We start from the raw sequence: 20,472 nt of genomic DNA, 5'->3' as shown, positions 1-20,472 counted from the left end.
ACAAAAGCTTAAGTTTAAAGCACAGTCGATTATTTAAAAGTCTAGTGTTCTAAATAATCAAGTTTCTCACGAACGTTGAAAGGTACTTTTTACTGAAGCCCCAGGATTAACTTAACATTAAGTTAAAAAATCTCCTTAAAAAGTCTCATCTAAACCTGTTTAATTAGAATCGAGAGTTATTAATCCTCTAATAATTTGATAAAAAAATTAACTTAAATTAGATAAAACGTCAAGCATTTGCTGTTGCGTAGCCGTCATGTTGAGCTCAACGTTCACTATCGTGTTCCCTTTAATCGCGAGCAGGTAAGTCCTTGGGAAGATATTATTGGAGAAGTAAACTACCTCGTATCCGTTAAAGTTTGTTATGTTAAAGTTACTGAACAAAAACCTGTGATGCATTAGATGACCTAAGGGTCTCAAGAAATTGAAGAAAGTTACGTTGCTAGTGTAAGTTATCTCCTGGATCCTCATCACAACGGTGGTCCCGTTAACGTCTCCAACTAAGACTTCCTTATCTAAGGTTTTAACTTGATGAGGTAACGGGGTGGTCACGTTAGTCCCGTTAGCGAAGTATACCGAAACTGTTTGAGTTGGGTAAACCTTCAAGTAAGTCTCGTTGGTGAACACTTTCCAACTACCTCCGAAAATTGACTGCGCGGTGCTAGCCTGCAAAAGGACCGGACTGTGGTTCCCTAAAGTCAAGGCTAACGCGACGGAGGCAACTAAAAAGATCGCAACTAATCCAACGATAAGGAACTTATTCATATGAATGACTTGAATCTGGAGTTTTTATTATTTATCCGTATAAACCCTTCCCTTTTTTAACTGCGCCTTGAACTCTAACGGCTCTAAGATGACCTTGACTTCATAAGTTCTAAGTAGTTACTCAGGTTGTGGTCTCCTCCATGGCGATTAGTTAACTTTCTGCGTTACGTTTAGAGGTCACTCAAATTATAATTTGATTATCTTTCTAGATGATAAGGCATTAAATAGTTACTTCGTTGAACTCATGAACGCTTTAACGACTTCCGTTCATCAAATTTGATTTATTATATCATCATGATAATTATTAGTTGTGGAAGTGTCTTACGATTTTGAAACGACCAGTCCTCCTGATAAAGTGAAAGGTTACCTCATGGATCCTAATAACCTTATGAAATACGTACCTAGTTTCAAGAGCCTCAAGGAAATGGAGGGAGGGAACTGCAGATCTCATGGCTCATCAAGATAAACTTACAGATAACAAGAGAGGTCAAGAAGGACGAGATAACTTACCTAATAAGGAAAGTTGACGGGCTGATAAAAATCGACTCTTACTTAAGGTTCGTCATATTGCCCACAGCTGGGAGGACTGTCGTTAGGTTAACCTTCTTTTACCATGGACCTTTCGAGAGGATAGCGAAAAGGCAAACTGAGGAGTTCTATAAGAGAGGTGTAGAAATATTCAAAAGGGATTTAGAGTCCTCTCCAAAGCTAACTTACGGGACCGGAGGATCTCAGCAAAGGAGGTCTGATAGCGACCTGCTGGAGATGAAAACCTTGTTGGCAAAGAAGGTAGATAAGTCAGAGCTCGACGACGTCCTCGAGGAGGCCATGATATGGAGTGTTAACTCCCCGGTTAAAGTAATATTAACGGATGGAGTCAATAAAGTTGAACTTATTTTAAGGGACGGGGACCTAGAGGAGAGCAAGGGAGAGATCTCCTCTTTAGGAGAAAAGCTAACGGTACTAGTGAAGGGAAAGGTAATGGAGAGCTAACCTGTTTACATTTAAACCTAGATGTTTAGACACCTTATGGATCCCTTAGAGTACTTAGAGGACCTAGACGATCCCAGAACAAAGGACTTCATAGCTAGAAGCAACGAGGAGTCCTCCTTTCTGAGGACAAGGGCTAAAGATCACTTCGGCTCAATCCTAGAAAAACTAACTCAAGAGATGCCGTTGGACCTCATTGCAACTAGATATGGGATAGCGCTCCTGATCAGATCTAGGGAGGGGGTAGTGCTAGAGGTGAACGGAAACAAGTTCAAGTCTAAGAACAAGGATGAGACTTTTAACTCCTTATCAAGGGTGTGGAACTCAGATCAAGTGAAATTAGGCGTTGGTATCAGGGGCTCTGACGAAGGCTACTCGTTGTTGATGGAGGGCGTAAATGTCGTTAAGAGGATTGACGGGTTGATAGGTGACGTGTTCTATTATAGAGGAGAGCTATGTTACGTTAAGGAGTTTCGGACGGAAAGTTCACCTGACGGTGTGGAACCAGTGGTGGAGAGAGTTTTTTGCGGAGGGAAGATGTTTCCTTTCTACCCATCAAGAGGGGAGTGGGTCTCTGTAAAAGCTGAGGGAGATCGTCTTCTCCTCGTAAAGGGTGTTGGCTGGAGTCATAAAGTTCTATACGATCAGGATCTCAACGTGATGGATGAGGGGAACATAACGTCCGTAGACATGAAAGGCGGAAAAGTCTATTACGTTAAGGACAACTTCTTGTACGTAAACGGAGAGAGGAGGTTTAAACTAAACTACCCTGTGCTAGACATGAAGGTTCATGATAGAGGAGTTATAGTGGAGGAGATAAGAGATTACAGAACGAGCTTAGTTGAGTACTCTCTAGAAAGTACAGAGGTCTGGGTTTATCCTGGTGAGAACGTGATGTCCTTTGATCTCTCTAGGGAGGACGTATACGCTTTGGAGACGTCTTTCACTTATTCCTATCGCCTGTTGAGGGTGAGGAACGGAAGGGCCGAGATCCTAAGGGAAGGCCTAAAGGACGAAGTTGATGTGAAGGACATCTTCGTGAAGGGAGAGGAGACGCTTCACGGATTCTTAATTAGTAAAGGAGGTAACAAAGGTGTGATAGTTTATGGCTATGGAGGTTTTGCCGTCCCGTTACTGCCAAACTTCAATACGTTATTTAGAGAACTTCTGAACTCCGGGTTCTCGGTCCTAGTGACGAACCTTAGAGGTGGGTTCGAGAGAGGCGAGGAGTGGCACAAGATGGGAATGCTCAGAAACAAGATGAACGTTTTCAAGGACTTCTCAGAGTTCCTTAAGGTAGTGAAAATGATGGGAGGGAAGACGATAGCGATGGGCGCCAGCAACGGTGGACTGCTCGTAGGGGCAACCGTTAACTTCTACCCAAACTTGGTCGACTGTGGAGTGATAGGGTACCCAGTTTTGGACATGTTGAGGTTTCATAAGTTCTTGGCAGGAATGTATTGGATTCACGAATATGGTAACCCCGAGACTGAAAGCGATCTGCTTCTAAGCTACAGTCCCTATCACAACCTTAGAAGGGGCCTCCCTCCTGTCCTAGTTTACACCGGACTGAACGATGACAGGGTGCACCCAATGCACGCGCTCAAGTACGTCGCGAAATCGAAGGAACTGGGAAACTTGGTCTACCTCTTCGTTAACGATAAGTCGGGACATAACGTAAATTATCCTGAGTACACCGCAGAGGAGATGTCCATGATAGTTGGGTTCATTGAACAGTGCGTTGAGAGGAGATGAGCCCTACTCCTCCTTCCAGAACTTTATCATGAACGCATACATCGAGATTGCCCAGACCAACGAGATGATAGTTAAAAATATTCCAACTTCTAAATCGCTAAGGGTCAGGTAGACTCCGAAGACTGTGAGGAACAAGATCCCAGATATGACGTAAAACAACTCTGTCTTATCCATAGAGCTCACTTCGACCGTTACTTCCACTCTATAACCGTCTTTATCTCTCCTGGTAACTTCCTGGTTAGAACATCTGGGGCTTCCTCCACCTTCACCCTTTTCGTAATCAATTTCTCTAACAGGTTTGAGTACTTCGCTTTCCAGTTGAGGAGGAAATTCACTCCCGCCTCAAAATCCGACTTAGAGGCGTTAACGCTCCCCACGATCAAGATGTTGTTCTCGACTAAGGTAGTTACGTCCTCGGCGGTCATTCCGTAGCTCTCGTTCCCGGTCGTCCCGAAAAGGATTAGCGCCCCGTTCTTCTTCATTTTGGGTAAGACCGGAATGAAAGCAGATGGATGACCTGAAGTGTCCACTAGGAGATCGGGCCTTATGTCTACCTTCTCTGAAGTGTTGACGAACTTCGCATCTATTCCCTCCACAATCTCGCTCTCCACCTCAGACGGTGGTCTTCTGTTAGCTACTATAACGTTGAAGCCCATAGTCTTTAGGGCTAAAGAGAAGAGGAGGCCTATGGGTCCGCTTCCTAGAACAGCTGCCGTCATACAGGAGTAAGTGGAGTCCCCACACCTCCACCACATTCTCCTCTGAACGTATTCCACTTCGTTCAGGGCCTTCACCACATTAGAGAGCGGCTCTAGAAGAACTCCTAGTTCTCCCAGTGAGTTAGGTACCTTGACTAGATACCTCTCCTCATCGAGGAACTCCTCCCTCATAGTTCCGTGCGCCCCCCTTATCCCTATCTCAGTGAAGTTGCCCGTCTCACAGAAGTCCTGTCGGCCTAGATTGCAGTTCAAACACGAGCCGCATCCTCTCCTGACAACTGGGACAACTAGGTCTCCCTTCCTCAACCTCCCATTTCCCTCAACTACCTCTCCTAGGGTCTCGTGACCAAGAATCAAGTAATTGTAACCTAATGGAGGCCTTGAGAAGGTTAGCTTTCCAGAAACTATTCCTCGATCAGTTCCGCAGAGACCGTTCAACCTCGTCCTTATCAAGACCTTACCTTGTGAAGGAGGTTCACTCGGTACGTCCCTTACCTCAACCCCCGCATTAGGAGGGTTGACAACAACAGCCTTCATAATGATATGATGTTAGCCCCATATTAATGCTTTTACGCTCCCCTTCCACTAGGCTCTTCCAGTGAACGCCCACTTGCTCATCTCCCTGACGTAGTCTGCCAAATCTCTAATGTTGTTGAAAGAAGCTGTCTGCAGGTGTAAGTACTCGTATCTGGCACTGTTCTCTAACATCTTCTCTCTTAAGTACTGAGCCCTCTTGGAGTTAAGAAGGTCCTCCAACCTGTTTCTAGATAAGTTACCTATTATCTCCCCATTTATGTCGTCTGGATAAGGTAAGTCTCCGTTAGGGTAAACCGTGATGGCGTAACTAGTCAACTTCTTAGGGAGTTCCCCTCCCAAGGCCTTAATGAAACCCCAGGAGTTGTTTAAGGTTGAACCGTACTTTCTCTTGAGGTAAGAGAGGGTTCTAAAGTATAACTCCCTGTCAGGAGCCAGCTTAACCTTGGAGTCAGGGTAATCCACCGCGGGCATCAACAATATCTTATACCCGCACTCCCTCACCTTCCTAACCTTTTCCTCTAGGGTGTGTATGTTATATCTCGTCACCACAGTCTGTACGTTCACCTTAAGCCCGTACTCCCTGAACTTACACAGTGAATCCAACGCCTTAACGTTCCAATGATATTCGTCGATAGAGTAGTGAAGGAAGTCAATCCTTTCAGCTAACTTAGATAAGAATTCAGCGTCGTTCAACTTGTAACCGTTTGTGGTGAGCATAACGTAAAACGAACCGTCATGAGCGTACTTTAAAAGTTCTAGAATATCAGGTCTTGTGGTGGGCTCGCCGCCTTCAAAGGAGAGGACTATTACAGAGGACCTGAGGTTATCTATAACCTTCTTTAGCTGCTCTGTGCTCCCCTCCTCCAACGTTCCTGAGTAATATGATGGGTTGCAGAACGTACACCTTAGGTTACAGCGAGACGTGACCTTGAAGGTTGCGTAGGCAACGTTATACCACTTCCCTAAAAGTTGAGTGTTTATGAACCACCTTATTGCCTTAACGTTCCTGTTCACGATTTGCATGTGTAGACTAATTAGGAGACAGAAAATTTAAACACTTACTGTCTGATATATATCAATTAAAAATCTAATTAATGAAATGCCCCGTCTCCAACTCAAGGAGATAGAACAGATCACAACTGTTATAACTTAGATCGGTTAAAACATATCATGCGAATTCAAGAGATCACACCGATTGTTCTATCCTCTAAGGAAAAGGGGTCAGCCACTTGGGCCTCATTGATGATTTTGGTAAAGGTAACCACCTCGAACGGGCTCGTGGGATACGGTGAGGCCGTCCCTACCTTAAGGGTAAAGCCGGTTTTTAGTTCAATTCAACAGGTGAGCAAAGGCTTCATAGGTAAGGACATATCGGTTGAGAGGAACTACCACGAGTGGTACAAACAGGACTTCTACTTAACTAGGTCGTTTGAGTCGGCCACCGCAACGAGCGCGATAGACATAGCCCTATGGGATATTTTAGGGAAGGAACTAGGGGCTCCCATCCACAAACTGTTAGGAGGTAAGTTCAGAGATTACGTCCCCGTTTACGCTAACGGATGGTATAAGGGTTGCGTCACGCCGGAGGACTTCGCAAGGGAAGCCAAAGCGGTAGTTAACAAGGGGTACAAAGGTCTCAAGTTCGATCCGTTCGGTCCTTACTTCGACTGGATAGACCAGCGTGGCCTTATGGAAGCTGAGGAGAGAGTTAAGGCGGTCAGAGAGGCGGTGGGAGACGAAGTTGAGATCATGATCGAGCACCACGGAAGGTTCAACGCTAACTCCTCAATTGAGATAGCTAAGAGGCTAGAAAAGTACAGGCCTCTGTTCATGGAGGAGCCCTTGCATCACGAAGACCTAGAAGGGTATAGAAGGTACAGGGCCAATACGTCTCTAAAGGTAGCTCTCGGGGAGAGATTGATAAGCCTTAAGGAAACCCTTGTCTACCTAAGAGAGGGAATTGTGGACGTCCTCCAACCGGATCTCACTAACGTCGGTGGAGTTACCATAGGTAAGAAGGTCGTTTCTTTAGCTGAGGCGTTTGACGTGGAGATAGCTTTCCACAACGCGTTCGGCTCAATTCAGAACGCGGTTTCTATACAACTGGCTTCGGTAGTACCCAACTTACTCCTCCTGGAGAACTTCTACGATTGGTTCCCCTCATGGAAGAGAGACGTAGTCTTTAATGAGACTCCCGTAGAGGGGGGAAGGGTAAAGGTTCCAGATAAACCAGGAATAGGAGTAGGGGTTAACGAGAGGTTAATAGAGGAGCTTAAGGTAGATCCAATAGCGTTAGATGTTGTTGAAGAACCGGTTTGGGTAGTTAACGGGACGTGGAGAAGGTTCAGTTAGCTTGAGACGAGGAGTCGCACTCACCGTCTAAGTGCGCTTAAAGGCCTTCTATAAAACCTCTCGTGATCTGCTGTGAGTCTCCTAAGGAAGTCTCCGGAGAAGCCGCCCAACTGACTTTTGTACTCCTCCAGAGCCCTCAACTTAACTTCCCTGAACTTCTCAATATCTTTCTCTATCCTTTCCCAGTTCCTGAGCTTAATGAGTCCAACTCTCCTCGAGTGAGCTTTCAACCCGCTTGGGATCCAGATCAAATAAAACAGGGAGGTAGGAGCTAACTTAGTCATAATCCTTCCAAGGCTAGCATGATCCTGATGTCCGTCCATCGGTAAAGGCGAGTAAATTAGGTCCTGCCCTTCCCCAATTACGGACGCTATCTTTTTAATTATTTTGTCCTGATTAATCATAACCTTAGAGTCCTCAAAGTTCAGGAACCTGACGTCCTCAACTCCTAACTTAGAGGTGGCCATTAGCGCCTCCTTTTTCCTGAGCTCAACTAGTTCTTCAGTACCTCTGAGCTCTGGCGAAGGTGATCCGTACCTCCCGTCTGTAACTATAACTACAGTTACTTTATCTCCCCTTCTCACGTGATTCAGGATCGATCCTCCGCAACATAGAGTTTCATCGTCCGGATGAGGAGAGATTACAAGAACTTTCACATGTGAAATGGCGCCTAAACGTTTTATAGTTTGCTTTTCCTAGGCCCCTTAATCTACAAGGTCACAGAATCGTTTAATAATGTTAACCGGGGTTCAGGAAAATCTTGAACCGCGTCCCTCACCTCTCAACTTAGACGTCAAGGCTTATCAATCGTTTAACGATCCTCCACTCAAGGAGATCTATTACGATGTCACATAATTAAGACCTAACGGTCGTGGCTCACATAGTGTCCGCCTTGTTTAACGCGTTAGAGGCGAGCCTAACGTCCCGCCATGATCTTTTGTGAGCCGCCTTTTTCCTGGATCTCACGTTCAAGTACTTCTTTGGCTTACTCTTGACGTTCTCTCGCATTGGAGGTGAGTTAGATAGGTCTCTCGTGAGTGCACATCGAGTCAAGTTCATTAAACCTTCTAGTTTGCAACGTTGGACTTTCCTTAAAGGAGGAGTTGAAAGAAAACCTCTATAGACTAGCAAGGATCGGCATCAATTCAAAGGCGAGTAACAAAAAATTTAAAATCAATTTTATCTAAATAAAATTTTCCTAGGATTAGTTAAATTAAAGTCAGAAAGGTCCAAATTAACTCTCCACATGGCTTGAACTGAAGAGGTTAACAGATAGCGTAAAGGACTTTTTAAGTCTTACTTCTTAACAACCTTTAACATGGACTCTAGCTCCGCCCTAGCCACTTTATCCCAGGATGAGTAAATCTCAGGAAATCTTACCTCCAAGTCCTTAAAGCAAAGGTTCGCCATCTCCTGGATGTTGTCCTCTTTTACGGAGTAAACTCCCTTGACCCCGCTATAGATCTCCCTTATGGCTGGCGTGTCGTAGGTTATAACTGGAGTGTTTAAAGCCAGAGACTCTAAGACAACCAATGAGAAGCTATCGTAATGAGATGGATATAGCGTAAAGAGGGCACTTGCAACCCTCTCGTAAAGTTCCCTACCCTCAAGGAAGCCTAAGTATTCCAAGTTCACGTTAAGTCTCCTGCTCATCCTCAAGAAGTCCTCCTCGTCCTGAGGGTCTATGAATTGTCCTATAACGTAGAGCTTCAGGTCCTTCCTATCGTTAACTTTCCTCCAAATGAGAGGGACCTCAAACAGCCCCTTTTCTGGCATGAGCCTGGTGAAGTAAACCGCGTAATCTTCCTTCTCCCTTCTATACTTAAATATATCTTCGTCTATAGAGTTGGCTGGAAAAGTTACGTCATAATCGAGTAGCCTGTCTAACCCGGAGTTCACCAACGGGACGTGACTCACTGAAATTACAAAGTTAAGGTGACCTCCTCTTATTAAGGAGAGCCATTCCTCCTCGCTTCTCCGAGACTCCTCTAAAGCCTCCTTAAACTTCATTGCTGCCCTCCCTGTAGGACCTCTAAACTTTATCCTTAACAGGGTGGATGGGTTAGCGTAAAATGGTTCCAATTGCAACTGCACTCCAATCATCGATTTAGAAACTCTCCTAGCTAGCCTCACGTTCTCGGAGGAGTTGCTATAAACTACGGCAAGGTCATACTTGTTTTGCCTGAGTGACTCTAAGTACTCATCGACCGAATCAACCCTCTCAATCAAGTCTAAAACGTAACTCGGGCTAGCGTTCAAACTCTCAAGGAGAGAGACTAGTTCCCTTCTGTTTCCATCAATCGCTAATCTCACGTTTCTCACTGAAGGAAGTATATCAAGGTTTATGAGGTTCCTCAACCTTCTCATCATCTCGAAGTTCCTCTTGTACCCTCCAGTCCTCTCCGTTAACCCGAAATCAACTATTGCAAGGACGTTCAACAAATTGATTAGAAGCCTCTAGCTTAAATCTTAACGTTAAGGAATGAGTAAAGTTTCTAATCCGGAAAGGTGAGTTAACATTATGCCAAAGATATATGACCTTTCAGTAACCCTTTATCCTCACATGCCTGTCTGGCCTACTAACCCATTAGTGGAGATTAAACCGATAGGGATTGCGAGCAGGGACGGATACAACGTTGAGTCAATATCTTTCGTAACGCACACTGGGACTCACATAGACGCTCCTTATCACTTTGTCGAGAACGGATTAACTGTGGATAAACTTGACCTAAGCTTGCTTATCAACAAAGGATACTGCGTGACCCCAAAGGTTAAGGGAAAGGAAATAGACTCTCAGGCGCTAAATGAGGTGTGGAAAAGCGAGTACAACGGTAAAACAATATTGATAAGAACGGGATGGGACAAAAAGAGGGGATACACAAGGGAGTTCCTTTACGAATTCCCTGGACTTTCATTGGACGGCGCTGAATTCCTCCTGTCTAAGGGTGTCAAGGTAATAGGTATAGACACGCTAGGTATAGAGCCTTACTATCACAACGACTTTCAAGTTCATAAGAGACTTCTGGGAGAAGGTGTGATAGTTATAGAGGACTTGGCAAACTTAGAACAGCTGGAGGAAGGAAAGGAGTACCTTATAATAGCTTTACCAATAAAGGTTGGAAACGGAAGCGGGGCCATGGCGAGGGTAGTAGCTGTGGAGTCATAGATTTGATTCACTTTTTTGAGAGGACATTTAGGACCTCCTTAACGTGAGAAGTGGGGTTCATCTGAGAAGAGTAGATCAACACTATTCTACCCTCTGGATTAATGACGAAGGTAACCCTAGCTGGAATTAATAGGCCTTTCGCCCCATACGTTTCCCTTATCTTATCGTTTTCGTCGCTTATTAGAGTGAACGGAAGTTGGTACTTCTCCTTAAACTTCTTATGTGACTCCTGGGAGTCTCCGCTAACTCCTATAACTACAGCCCCTCTCTTAATTATCTCATCCCAGTTCTCCTTAAAGCTTAGAGCCTCCGCCCTACAACCAGGTGTGTCGTCTTTAGGATAAAAGTAAAGGACAACGTACTTACCTTTAAAGTCTGAGAGGCTGACCTTCTCTCCTGCCTCATTAATTCCTTCAAAGTTAGGAGCCAAGTCCCCTACTTTTAACTTCATATTATTGAATCGTCTAGAAAAATAATAAACTTATGTTAAAAACTAACCTTTGGCTGAGCTAATCAAGTGCTAACTCTCCTAACGTATCCGTATATGACTCCCGCTATCATCCATACGACAAAGGTGCTCACCCCTATCAGAACGAAACTGTTTATTGCTGTTGTCACTACGTTTGCGAAAATCACGAAGCTGAGAATGGAGTTTATGACAACGGTCAATAAGACGTTCCACCAATTCAATGAGTTAAATCTCCTTAAAATGAAGAGAAGACTTACGTTGGCTGTGAATAGAGCAATTAGGAATCCGAAAGTTGTAGTTATCCCGACCGCAAGGAACACGTTCTCTGGACCAATAACTGCTGAAAACGCTAAGGCGTAGACGAGCGAGAAAATGAGAGAGAACATAACGGCCACATGAGGGGTTCTGCGATCCTCGTGTACTCCTTCCAACCTCTTATCTAAAACTCCGTCTTTGGCCATAGCGTAGACGACTCTAGACACGGTATTGAAAAAGGTTACGGAGTCGGTCAAACCGCTATTTATAAGGAGAACGGTGAGGATTAAAGCTAGAACGAACCCTCCAAACCTCATTCCCAACACTACTCCTGGAACGAGCTCGTTAAAGAAAGATGACATGTCGTTAACTCCCCATCCCACAGTGAAGGCCTCACTGGCAACCAAGTATGTTATCCCTACTAGGAAGGCACTGGTAAAGACGCCCTTAGTTATTGTATTTTTAGGATCTACTGCCTCCTCTCCCAGTACGGAAGTGGTTTCATATCCGGCGAAGGCCAGGAAAACGAACGCCATCCCCACACCCACGTTGAACATCGAATGAGACGGGGCGTACTCTAAAGTGAACGTAGAGGGGTCTGGTGGAACCTTTGTGAATATCAGAAGCGAAGTTCCCAAAATGAAGGCGATCTCTAAGATACTCATTATCAGGGTGAACCTAAGGGAGGGTCTTATTCCCAGATACGAAAGTACGCCTCCAAAGAGCGCAACGAAAATAACCAGTGGAGCCCATATCCATGAAGGGGCGTTAACTCCTAGCACCTCTAGGGCACCGGGCAGGAAAACTCCTACTGAGAGGAAAATGAAAACTAACGCGGTCAAAGCGTACAAGACGTAAGCCCATCCTATTAGATAACCCCACCTCTTCCCCAGTCCCTCAGATATGAACGCGTATATTCCTCCTGCGCTTTGAATGTACCTACTAGTTATGGAGAGCCTAGTGGCGTCCAACAGCACGGCTACTGTGGCTAGAGCTACCGCGAGAGGAAGCGCTCCGTACGAATACGCTGCGGCTCCAGTTAATGTAACGAGGCTCGCCATAGCAGGGGCCGCTCCACCAATACCTTGAGCTACAACTTCTCTGTATGAAATTGATCCCTTGGCTAACTCTTTCTTATCCATTTAAAGTTATTTAACAAATGATTTAAGTATTTAAGCGTTTTTCGTTTAAGATTAAAAATAATTAAGTTACCTTATATCACAAACTTGACAGCGTTAGAGGCTATCGTCAGGACCAAAAGCGTCTTTACAGACACTTCCACTTTCTGTTCTCCTCATGACGTAGAACTTAGCGTAATGAGGATTAAAGCAAGTTTTGACACGTTCTCAGATCTTCCGTAGGTTCGATTCCCTAGCCCTCTTCAACTCATCCATCATTTTCATTATGTCTTCAAACGGCGTTAAAGCGGAGAGGTAAGCCTCACCGTCTTTCACTATTTTAATGGCCTCCGGGTAGAGCTCATCTAACCTCCTTAAGGCAAAATCCCTATCTCTTATCAACGATATTCCGAAGTTAATATGCCTCGCCTCGTCCTCTATTATGTGCTTAATCCCGGATGAGAACTCCCTCAGGTTATATCTCTCCCCCACTGTTCTGAGCACGTTGAGTCCCGTAGTAGCCAATATCCCTTCCGTTACGAGGTGAAACCTCGTTGCTATAGCCTGCACGTCTCCGCTCTCGAAGTCCTTGACTAAGTTATCAAAGAACTCTATGTAAGAGTTCGGCAACTTTATCTCTGAAAGCGGTTCCCTCATGAAGTACCTCTCAAAGAAGTCGAAGTGATCCAGCTCCTCTTGATACTGTCTAGGGGAGTATTCCCTTACCTTATCGACGAAACTTAAAGAGAGGGGCTTAAGCGCGCTCCATCTGGACATGTAGGCCTTAGGATAAAAATGAGCTGATAAATACCTTATACCGAATCTGACCTCTTCGGGGGTTTGATACCAGTTCGAGTCCATATTCTCTACGTAAAATAGTGACTTAAAACCTTTTTTATAAAAACTATAAAAACATAACTCATTTATTGACGTTATGAGCCTCTCTACGTCGCTTTCACTTCGAATTTTTAGGTTTTAATCATCATAAATAACAAAAATTTAAGTGATTTTAAATGCATAAAAAAGGATCTTTATAAGCCAAATATTATAGATTATGGGGAAATGCCCCGCGTAAACGGCATGGAATATGAGAGCAGAGAAGGGGAGACAATACTATCGCTATTGATGAGGAATGGGCTCTACGTACCTCACGTATGCTTCAATGAGGGACTAGTTCCGCTCAACAGTTGCGATACGTGCGTTGTCTCAGCTAACGGAAGGCTCGTTAGAGCATGCAGCACGAAAGTGGAGGAAGGGATGATAATAACAACGGACGACCAGAGAGCGGTTGAAAAGAGGAGAGAAGCTTTGTCTAGGATATTGAGATACCACAAGCTGTACTGCACCGTCTGTGAAAACAACAACGGAGATTGCGATTTGCACAACGCCGTAGTTAAGGAGAGAACGTTCCGTCAAGATTACTTGAACAAGCCTTATTCTCAGGACAGCTCTGGCCCCTTCTACGTTTATGATCCGAACCAGTGTATACTTTGCGGTAGATGCGTAGAAGCTTGTCAAGACTTCGCAGTGAACGAGGTTATATGGATCAACTGGGACCTGGATCCTCCTAGAGTCGTATGGGACAAAGGATCTAACATAGGTGACTCATCGTGTGTTAACTGTGGAACGTGCGTAACGGTTTGCCCAGTTAACGCCTTGATGGAAAAGTCAATGCTGGGAGAGGCCGGTCTCTTCACATGGATCAACCCGAAGGTTAAGGAGAAGATGATAAAGACGATAGGTGATAGAGAAGATAACTTCAGCCTACTCATGACGATGAGCGAGATTGAGTCTAAAGCTAGGAGGTCCCAAATAAGGAGGACTAAGACCGTGTGCACCTACTGTGGAGTGGGATGCTCATTTGAGATATGGACTAAAAATAGGAAAATATTAAAGGTGGAACCGAAACCTGAGTCCCCTGCGAACGGGATATTAACGTGTGTTAAAGGTAAGTTCGGATGGGATTTCGTTAATAGCAAGGATAGGTTAACTAAGCCCTTGATAAGGGAAGGAGATCACTTCAGGGAAGCTAGCTGGGAGGAGGCGATAAGACTTATCGCTTCGAAGTTCAAGCAGATAAAAGAGAGATACGGACCCGACGCATTAGGTTTCATAGCGTCAGACAAGATGAGTAATGAGGAGGCATATCTTCTTCAGAAGTTAGCGAGAGGCGTCATAGGGACCAATAACGTAGATAACTCTTCCAGGTACTGCCAATCCCCTGCCACAATTGGACTTTGGAGGACGGTCGGAATAGGTGCCGACTCAGGAACTATAAAGGATATAGAGATGGCCGACTTGATCTTGATAGTGGGTCACAACACGACGGAGAGCCATCCTGTGATTGGAAGCAAGGTGAAGAGGGCCCAAAAGGTTAATGGAGCTAAGATCGTGGTCATAGACGTTAGGAAACACGAGATTGCGGAGAGGGCCGATCTGTTCATTAGACCTAAGCCGGGGAACGACGCTTTAATCTTGGCCGGCGTCGTGAAGTACATCTTAGATAACGACTGGGTTAATCACGAGTTCTTGAAAAGAGTAGAAGGGCTTGAAAACCTTAAGCGGTCTCTGAAGGACTTAACTCTGGAGTACGTAGAGTCAACGTCTGGAGTTCCCAAGGAGGACATAATCAAACTAGCCAAAATGATCCATGAAGCGAAGGGGGTCGTAGTTTTATGGGGAATGGGAGTGACTCAACACCTGGGGGGAGCAGATACCTCAACGATGATATCAAACTTGCTTCTTCTCACTGGAAATTACGGTAGACCCGGAGCTGGGGCTTTCCCAATGAGAGGACACAACAACGTCCAAGGAGTGAGCGACTTCGGGTGTTTACCTAACTATTTACCCGGTTATCAGCCCATGGAAGAAAACGTGTTTTCAAAGTTTGAGGACGCATGGAGAACCAAACTAAACAGGAGGCCTGGACTTCAGATTCCTCAAATGATAGAGGGTATCCTAGAGGGGAAAGTTCATGGACTTTACATAGTTGGGGAGGACACAGTGATGGTGGACTGTGGAACTCCTCTGACCAGAAAGGCGCTCGAGGGCTTGGAATTCTTAGTTGTGCAGGATATGTTCCTTACTGAGACCGCTAAGCTAGCTGACGTAGTGCTACCTGCCTGTTCAAACTTAGAGAAGGATGGTACTTTCGTGAACACTGAAAGGAGAATACAGAGATTCTATAAGGCTATGGATCCCTTAGGCGAGTCTAAACCTGATTGGGAGATAATTCAGCTGTTGGCTAGGGAGCTAGGGGAGAGCTGGAACTACCTTCATCCCTCCGAGATAATGGATGAGATAGCTAAACTCGTCCCGATCTTCTCAGGAGTTAGATATGATAGGTTAGAGGGTTTCAACAGTCTCGTCTGGCCAGTTGAGGAGGACGGAAGGGACACTCCAATCCTATACGTTAACTCCTTCGCTCTGGAAGGAGGTAAGGCAAAGCTATACCCAATAGTATGGAAGCGCAAGTCGGTTGAGGAAAAAGTTTACTCGATAACCGTCAACTCAGGCAGGGTTTTAGAGCACTTTCACGAAGGTACAATGACTGGAAGGGTGGAGGGTTTAGCTAGGAAGTTCCCTGAAACGTACGTAGAGATTTCAAGCGAGCTTGCCAAAAAGCACTCAATTAAGACTGGCGATATGGTTTTAGTTCGATCTAAGTTCGGAGGTGAGATTAGAGCTAAGGCTTTAGTCTCTGACAGGGTTTTTGGGGAGGAGATATTCGTTCCGCTTTTCGCTTCTAATCCCTCTAAGGCCGTAAACAACTTAACGGGAAGGGAGATAGATCGTGACTCAGGAACACCGGGGTACAAGGATACGCTAGCTTCAATAGAGAAGCTCTCCGCTGAGGCTAGTCCTCCCTTACCTAAAGACAATTGGAGGTTTCACGTACAGGATAGGAGAAGGCAACTTGGAATAGAGGTGACAAAGAAATGGAAGAGAGAGGAGTTCAAACCTTTGATAGATTGATCTCTCAACTCCCTGAGGCAGCGGAGGTCATAGAGGACCTTCTCAGGCTTTTGAAGGCTCTACGTAAGAGTGGTGTCCTCGATTTCCTCATTGGACTTCTTGAGAACCTAGACTCAACTTTAGAGAGCACAGTTGACAGGAACGCTAACGCGTTGAGGAGCTTGGGTCAGATTTACGCAACGCTCAACGGAGATGAGGAGATAAAGGACGTAACGCTTAGCGACATCCTTAGAGAATTGAACGATCCAGACGTGAAGAGAGGGTTAATGGCGATCATAAAAGTGTTAAAAGTGATAGGAAGTGCAAGTAGAGAAGGTAAACCTGGTCAAGATTAGAGAAGGGGAGTGGACGAGGAACGAGGACTTCGTTGCCATAGAAGAGCCTTTGGAGATCTCCACGTGCTTCCGAGAGTGTAAAACCTTTGCCATAGTGATGAGAACTCCAGGTGACGACCTGGAGCTCTCTCTGGGGTTCCTCTACTCTGAAGGGATAATAGACAGATACGATGACGTCGTCTCCGTTGAGGTGAGATCAGGTACTTCTCAAATTTTCTTAAAAAATGAAAATAAAGTGAAATCTAGAGAGATAGTCGTTAACTCGAGCTGCGGAGTTTGCGGAAGAGCCCTCCTTTACGCTCTCGAGGTGTTGAGATCAGACGTTAGGATCAAAAGCGACGTAATCTTCTCACTGCCTAAGAAGTTGAGGGATGGACAGAGCGCATTCAACGTCACTGGAGGTCTCCACGCTGCTGGCCTGTTTTCAACTGAAGGAGAGATGCTTTACCTTTACGAGGACGTCGGAAGACACAACGCTGTAGATAAGATAGTAGGAAGGTTGTTGATGAGGAACGAACTGCCAGCTAGCTCCACGATTTTACAGGTGAGCGGAAGAATAGGTTATGAGATAGTAAGTAAGGCTATCATGGCTGGAATACCTGTGGTGAGCGGAATCTCCGCTCCGACCAGCTACGCCATTAAAATAGCTGAAGATTCGGGAATAACCTTAATCGGGTTCTCCAGAGGAGAGAGCTTTAACGTTTACGCCCACCCTGAGAGAATTAAGGCTTAAGTCCGGCCTCCTTAGCCTCGGTCTCGGACTGGCTTTCCCTCCAGGGTTCCGCCTTAGGAGTGAACTTAACGCTGCTCTTCCTTCCTGCCAGGCTCTTAGCCACCTCCTGTGCGAAGTTCAGATCGTAAAGCCTCGAGAACATTATCCTCTGAGCTGCTGGACTTCCGGCGCCGTGCACCGACTCGATTTGGAAAGCTACTCCCATACTAACGTTCTCAACTAGTCTGACCATCCTCAGCCTATCCTCTGCAGTGAAGTCCTCAGCTCCCTGTAAGTATCTCGAAATGTACTCCTTTAATTTTGGATTCTTTAAGTCCCATTCGCTAGGCGCCGTACCCACAATGCCTCCAGCTAAGTCTATTGAGAGCTGAGCTATCTGAGACGGGAACCTGGCTACCAAATGTTTTGTAACGTTGGCGTGCATTGGGTTAACCCACCAACAATTATCGCACATCTTCACCGCGTTCAAACTAGCAGCAATCCCAGCGGAGTACATGGTCTCAGTTAGGAAAATCATCTCCGTTAACTTGTCCTGCACGTGAGAAGCTTTCTCCACACCTATTTGTTTAGCTAGATCCGCACTAGCTCCAATTATCACGTCTCCTAACCCCGCCTTACATCCTCCATAACCTTGTCTATGATAGGCAGAAAATATCTCAACCAAAGTTCCAGTGTACTCCCATTCACCCGCGAGGAAAACCCTATTCATTGGGACGAACACGTTGTCGAATATAACCAATCCCTCGTGGTTATAAAAGTAAGGAAGACCATCTATTTCTCCCTCCTCCATCCTCCTTGCGTCGTTCAACTGTCTTCCTACAACTATCTTAACCCCCTCAGTGTCAGTGGGAATTGCGAACGCTACGGCATAGTCCTTATCTTCAGGTCCCATCGCCCTGGTAGGTAAAACTACCATCTCCTCCGTTGCCGCAACTCCAGTTATGTTGGCTTTAGCCCCTGAGACGTATATCCCGTCCTTAGTCACTTCGGTTATCCTTAGGTAAGCGTTCTTGTTAGGTTGTTGGCTGGGTTTTAGGTTCCTAACGCCCTTGGCATCAGTCATAGCGCCGGCTAAGGCTAGGTCGTTCTTCTGAACGTATTTTAGATATTCCACAAATCTTTCCCTTGGTTCCGTCTTGCCCTTTTTCGCCATTAAAGTCGTTACAATATGGAGAGTGTTCAGGGAGTCCCAACCTACACATCTTTGAAAACAGGCACCTGTCTTGTGACTTAGTTTCCTGAGAAGCTTCACCTTGGCAGCTAGATCCTCTGGAGACCTGTGGATGTGGTTGAACCTGTTTATCTCGTCCTCTAGATAGGGGCTCCACGCCCTACCTAGCTCCTTTGTGTCCTCCTGCCAGGCAGCGTCAAAGGTAGCCTTAAACGACATAACTGAGGGCTTGAGGAAAGGATGCTTAGTTACGTCCTTTACTTCCCTCCCCATTACGTATATCTCTACCTTGGAACGCTGACTTATAGATTGAAGGTACTGTTCACCTGTCCTAACAACCATGGTTTCCTATTGGGTTTAAAGTTTTTAAAGTTTAGTATAATATTCTTTATCGTGAAATACAATATAGTTAACTCTTGGCCTGTCTAAGCTCGTTCAAGGCTTGAATTACTTGAGCGTGAACGAAAACCTGAGGGAAGTTACCAGTGAAAGTTGAGTTGAGCAAATCGTAGTGCTCACCTAAGAGGTAAAGGGGCTTTGATATCTCCTCCAACTTCCTCAGTATCTCTTCAGCTTTATCTGTCTCTCCTAATCTAATGTAAACTCTAGCCAACCATAAGGTTGTGAGAAGGAAGGGATGTTTAGCTTCCCCCATCGAATCAGAAGCGTACCTTTTAACGAAACCGTCAGTGACTAGCTCCCGCTCTATCCTCTCTAAGGTTCTCATGAAGAGCGGATCATCAACGTTTACGAAACCGTAAAGGGGTGCCGACAAAATCGATGCGTCGACTTCATCGCTGCCCACACATCTCGGAAAGTATCCTTTAGCCCTCTCTAAGATCCAAGATCTAAGTTCGTTCTTGACTGATGTCCAATTCCCGTTCAAACCTAGAGCCTCTGAAAGCTTCTCTGCCCTATCTAGGGCTACCCACATCATTATCTTGGAGTGAACGTAGTGTCTTGGCTCTCCTCTATCCTCCCATATTCCTGAATCCTTGAGCTTCCAATTCTCGGCCTCCCAGTCAGCAATGTATTTTATTCTATCGTATATATCACTAATAAATATTTTATCTTTTGTAATTTCAAAATATTTATAGAGGGCGTTTAAAAAGAACCCTTCAACGTCAAGCTGAACTTGGGTGGAAGCGGCGTTACCTATCCTTACGGGTCTTGAACTCTTGTATCCTCTCAGCCACCTCAAATTCACTTCAGGGGGAGGGCTGGTACCCTCTACGGTATAGAGAGGAAACAAGAAAGGTTTAGAGGAGAAGTTAACTAGGGAGAGGAGAAACCTTATGATTGACCTAGCCTTAACGACTTGCCCTGCACTGAGAAGCGCCTCAGCAGTTATTGAAGAGTCTCTGACCCAGGCGAACCTGTAGTCCCAATTCCTCGACCCACCTACGACTTCTGGAAGGGACGTTGTAGGCGCAGCTACGACCGCACCGGACGGATAGTAGATAGACCCTAGGATGACTGACATGGACGTTTCATAGAGCTTAGGGAAAGGTACACCTTGGCCCCTCTCCGTGGAACTCTTCCAATAATCATATGTCTTATTAAAAGACCTGGACAGATCGAGAGACAACTTAGAGGCTCTATAACTTAGAGGGCCGTGTTTGTAGTTCGAAGAGTAGACCGCAGCTAAGTATCCTTGACCGGAAGAGAAGGACCAGACGTTATCGCTTACCTTCTTGACCTCTCCTTCATAGCTATAAAGTAAACCTACACAATCTCTCCCTTTCGGATTGATCCTCCTCTTATCGTCAATTATCGGTTTGTACAATCCGTAATAAAAAACAGGGCTGAAGTTTACTTCAAAGGGAACGTCTGATACGATCTTTCTAATTAGGGTAGGCTCCCCAATTGATAATAAGTCTGTTATTACGATCGTTCCGTTTTTGGTTACAAGTTGTGTGTTGAGGACCATAGGGACGTCGTAACTTTGAGATATCGATTGAACACCTTCTGCCGATATGGAGAACTCCCCTCCGTCCTGGTCCAAAAGCTTGGAAAACATTGACGGTGAGTCGAACTTAGGTGCTGGGAACCACACCACTGAGGAACCTTGGATCAGGGCTGAGGTCATCTGATTTGAAATGAAGCCTAACATGGGAGTATATTGTAGCTAT

19 protein-coding genes are annotated in these 20,472 nt (G+C 45.4%); 8 read left to right on the top strand and 11 right to left on the bottom strand.

Annotation, left to right across the window (positions count from 1 at the left end; translation table 11 throughout):
• Positions 1-207 precede the first annotated feature (207 nt).
• The gene (locus MCUP_RS04570; RefSeq protein ID WP_048057475.1) at positions 208-765 is read right to left on the bottom strand and encodes a hypothetical protein; all 558 of its coding nucleotides are present in this window, start codon (positions 763-765) and stop codon (positions 208-210) included.
• 310 nt (positions 766-1,075) lie between these two features.
• On the opposite strand from MCUP_RS04570, the gene MCUP_RS10115 reads away from it, so the two are divergent.
• From MCUP_RS10115 to MCUP_RS04560, 3 genes are all read left to right on the top strand, one after another.
• The gene (locus tag MCUP_RS10115; RefSeq protein ID WP_013737509.1) at positions 1,076-1,231 is read left to right on the top strand and encodes an SRPBCC family protein; all 156 of its coding nucleotides are present in this window, start codon (positions 1,076-1,078) and stop codon (positions 1,229-1,231) included.
• A 101-nt stretch (positions 1,232-1,332) separates the two neighbouring features.
• On the top strand, positions 1,333-1,758 hold the full coding sequence (locus MCUP_RS04565) for a hypothetical protein (RefSeq protein WP_013737508.1): 426 nt from the start codon (positions 1,333-1,335) through the stop codon (positions 1,756-1,758).
• 36 nt (positions 1,759-1,794) lie between these two features.
• The gene (locus tag MCUP_RS04560; RefSeq protein WP_013737507.1) at positions 1,795-3,510 is read left to right on the top strand and encodes a prolyl oligopeptidase family serine peptidase; all 1,716 of its coding nucleotides are present in this window, start codon (positions 1,795-1,797) and stop codon (positions 3,508-3,510) included.
• Positions 3,511-3,513: 3 nt separating this feature from the next.
• Here MCUP_RS04560 and MCUP_RS10070 read toward each other — a convergent pair whose 3' ends face one another.
• From MCUP_RS10070 to MCUP_RS04545, 3 genes are read right to left on the bottom strand one after another with little or no spacing between them, the layout of a single operon-like run.
• Complete coding sequence (locus MCUP_RS10070) at positions 3,514-3,684, bottom strand: hypothetical protein (RefSeq protein ID WP_013737506.1); 171 nt, start codon at positions 3,682-3,684, stop codon at positions 3,514-3,516.
• A gap of 17 nt (positions 3,685-3,701) precedes the next feature.
• Positions 3,702-4,766: a glucose 1-dehydrogenase gene (locus MCUP_RS04550; protein WP_013737505.1), complete on the bottom strand. Its 1,065-nt coding sequence runs from the start codon at positions 4,764-4,766 to the stop codon at positions 3,702-3,704.
• 48 nt (positions 4,767-4,814) lie between these two features.
• Positions 4,815-5,780, bottom strand: coding sequence for a radical SAM protein (locus MCUP_RS04545; RefSeq protein ID WP_048057726.1), 966 nt, complete (start codon positions 5,778-5,780; stop codon positions 4,815-4,817).
• 156 nt (positions 5,781-5,936) lie between these two features.
• On the opposite strand from MCUP_RS04545, the gene MCUP_RS04540 reads away from it, so the two are divergent.
• The gene (locus tag MCUP_RS04540) at positions 5,937-7,118 is read left to right on the top strand and encodes a mandelate racemase/muconate lactonizing enzyme family protein (RefSeq protein WP_013737503.1); all 1,182 of its coding nucleotides are present in this window, start codon (positions 5,937-5,939) and stop codon (positions 7,116-7,118) included.
• Positions 7,119-7,138: 20 nt separating this feature from the next.
• On the opposite strand, the gene MCUP_RS04535 is transcribed toward MCUP_RS04540, so the two are convergent.
• Both MCUP_RS04535 and MCUP_RS04525 read right to left on the bottom strand, forming a co-directional pair.
• A complete protein-coding gene (locus MCUP_RS04535) occupies positions 7,139-7,774 on the bottom strand; it encodes a PIG-L deacetylase family protein (RefSeq protein ID WP_013737502.1) in 636 nt (211 codons plus the stop codon).
• Between the two features lie 640 nt (positions 7,775-8,414).
• The gene (locus MCUP_RS04525) at positions 8,415-9,557 is read right to left on the bottom strand and encodes a glycosyltransferase family 4 protein (RefSeq protein WP_013737499.1); all 1,143 of its coding nucleotides are present in this window, start codon (positions 9,555-9,557) and stop codon (positions 8,415-8,417) included.
• 82 nt (positions 9,558-9,639) lie between these two features.
• Here MCUP_RS04525 and MCUP_RS04520 point away from each other — a divergent pair, with 82 nt between their 5' ends.
• The gene (locus tag MCUP_RS04520; protein ID WP_013737498.1) at positions 9,640-10,284 is read left to right on the top strand and encodes a cyclase family protein; all 645 of its coding nucleotides are present in this window, start codon (positions 9,640-9,642) and stop codon (positions 10,282-10,284) included.
• A 7-nt stretch (positions 10,285-10,291) separates the two neighbouring features.
• Here the strand turns inward: MCUP_RS04520 and MCUP_RS04515 are convergent, their stop codons facing one another.
• From MCUP_RS04515 to MCUP_RS04505, 3 genes are all read right to left on the bottom strand, one after another.
• Positions 10,292-10,735, bottom strand: coding sequence for a peroxiredoxin (locus MCUP_RS04515; RefSeq protein WP_013737497.1), 444 nt, complete (start codon positions 10,733-10,735; stop codon positions 10,292-10,294).
• Positions 10,736-10,797: 62 nt separating this feature from the next.
• A complete protein-coding gene (locus MCUP_RS04510; protein ID WP_013737496.1) occupies positions 10,798-12,150 on the bottom strand; it encodes an APC family permease in 1,353 nt (450 codons plus the stop codon).
• Between the two features lie 204 nt (positions 12,151-12,354).
• Positions 12,355-12,987, bottom strand: a complete 633-nt coding sequence (locus MCUP_RS04505; RefSeq protein WP_013737495.1) for a ferritin family protein — start codon at positions 12,985-12,987, stop codon at positions 12,355-12,357.
• A 201-nt stretch (positions 12,988-13,188) separates the two neighbouring features.
• On the opposite strand from MCUP_RS04505, the gene fdhF reads away from it, so the two are divergent.
• From fdhF to fdhD, 3 genes are read left to right on the top strand one after another with little or no spacing between them, the layout of a single operon-like run.
• A complete protein-coding gene (fdhF, locus tag MCUP_RS04500) occupies positions 13,189-16,101 on the top strand; it encodes a formate dehydrogenase subunit alpha (RefSeq protein ID WP_048057472.1) in 2,913 nt (970 codons plus the stop codon).
• A complete protein-coding gene (locus tag MCUP_RS04495; protein ID WP_013737493.1) occupies positions 16,065-16,436 on the top strand; it encodes a DUF1641 domain-containing protein in 372 nt (123 codons plus the stop codon). The genes fdhF and MCUP_RS04495 overlap by 37 nt, the downstream gene beginning before the upstream one ends.
• On the top strand, positions 16,402-17,169 hold the full coding sequence (gene fdhD / locus MCUP_RS04490; protein ID WP_013737492.1) for a formate dehydrogenase accessory sulfurtransferase FdhD: 768 nt from the start codon (positions 16,402-16,404) through the stop codon (positions 17,167-17,169). The genes MCUP_RS04495 and fdhD overlap by 35 nt, the downstream gene beginning before the upstream one ends.
• Here fdhD and MCUP_RS04485 read toward each other — a convergent pair.
• On the bottom strand, positions 17,159-18,682 hold the full coding sequence (locus MCUP_RS04485; protein WP_048057471.1) for a 4-hydroxyphenylacetate 3-hydroxylase family protein: 1,524 nt from the start codon (positions 18,680-18,682) through the stop codon (positions 17,159-17,161). The two genes, fdhD and MCUP_RS04485, sit on opposite strands and share 11 nt — an antisense overlap.
• 67 nt (positions 18,683-18,749) lie before the next feature.
• Positions 18,750-20,453: an alpha,alpha-trehalase TreH1 gene (gene treH1 / locus MCUP_RS04480; RefSeq protein WP_013737490.1), complete on the bottom strand. Its 1,704-nt coding sequence runs from the start codon at positions 20,451-20,453 to the stop codon at positions 18,750-18,752.
• Positions 20,454-20,472: the final 19 nt, after the last annotated feature.

The sequence above is a fragment of the Metallosphaera cuprina Ar-4 genome (assembly GCF_000204925.1).
In the GTDB taxonomy this organism is placed as follows: domain Archaea; phylum Thermoproteota; class Thermoprotei_A; order Sulfolobales; family Sulfolobaceae; genus Metallosphaera; species Metallosphaera cuprina.
The sequence above is the reverse complement of the archived record's forward strand: the minus strand, read 5'-3'. Positions and strand labels throughout refer to the sequence as shown.

Bases quoted from the DNA above. Each gene is read 5' to 3' on its own strand.
- MCUP_RS04570 (WP_048057475.1), bottom strand. From the start codon at position 765: ATGAATAAGTTCCTTATCGTTGGATTAGTTGCGATCTTTTTAGTTGCC.
- MCUP_RS04560 (WP_013737507.1), top strand. From the start codon at position 1,795: ATGGATCCCTTAGAGTACTTAGAGGACCTAGACGATCCCAGAACAAAG.
- MCUP_RS10070 (WP_013737506.1), bottom strand. From the start codon at position 3,684: ATGGATAAGACAGAGTTGTTTTACGTCATATCTGGGATCTTGTTCCTC.
- MCUP_RS04550 (WP_013737505.1), bottom strand. From the start codon at position 4,766: ATGAAGGCTGTTGTTGTCAACCCTCCTAATGCGGGGGTTGAGGTAAGG.
- MCUP_RS04540 (WP_013737503.1), top strand. From the start codon at position 5,937: ATGCGAATTCAAGAGATCACACCGATTGTTCTATCCTCTAAGGAAAAG.
- MCUP_RS04520 (WP_013737498.1), top strand. From the start codon at position 9,640: ATGCCAAAGATATATGACCTTTCAGTAACCCTTTATCCTCACATGCCT.
- MCUP_RS04515 (WP_013737497.1), bottom strand. From the start codon at position 10,735: ATGAAGTTAAAAGTAGGGGACTTGGCTCCTAACTTTGAAGGAATTAAT.
- MCUP_RS04510 (WP_013737496.1), bottom strand. From the start codon at position 12,150: ATGGATAAGAAAGAGTTAGCCAAGGGATCAATTTCATACAGAGAAGTT.
- MCUP_RS04505 (WP_013737495.1), bottom strand. From the start codon at position 12,987: ATGGACTCGAACTGGTATCAAACCCCCGAAGAGGTCAGATTCGGTATA.
- fdhF (WP_048057472.1), top strand. From the start codon at position 13,189: ATGCCCCGCGTAAACGGCATGGAATATGAGAGCAGAGAAGGGGAGACA.
- MCUP_RS04495 (WP_013737493.1), top strand. From the start codon at position 16,065: ATGGAAGAGAGAGGAGTTCAAACCTTTGATAGATTGATCTCTCAACTC.
- MCUP_RS04485 (WP_048057471.1), bottom strand. From the start codon at position 18,682: ATGGTTGTTAGGACAGGTGAACAGTACCTTCAATCTATAAGTCAGCGT.
- treH1 (WP_013737490.1), bottom strand. From the start codon at position 20,453: ATGTTAGGCTTCATTTCAAATCAGATGACCTCAGCCCTGATCCAAGGT.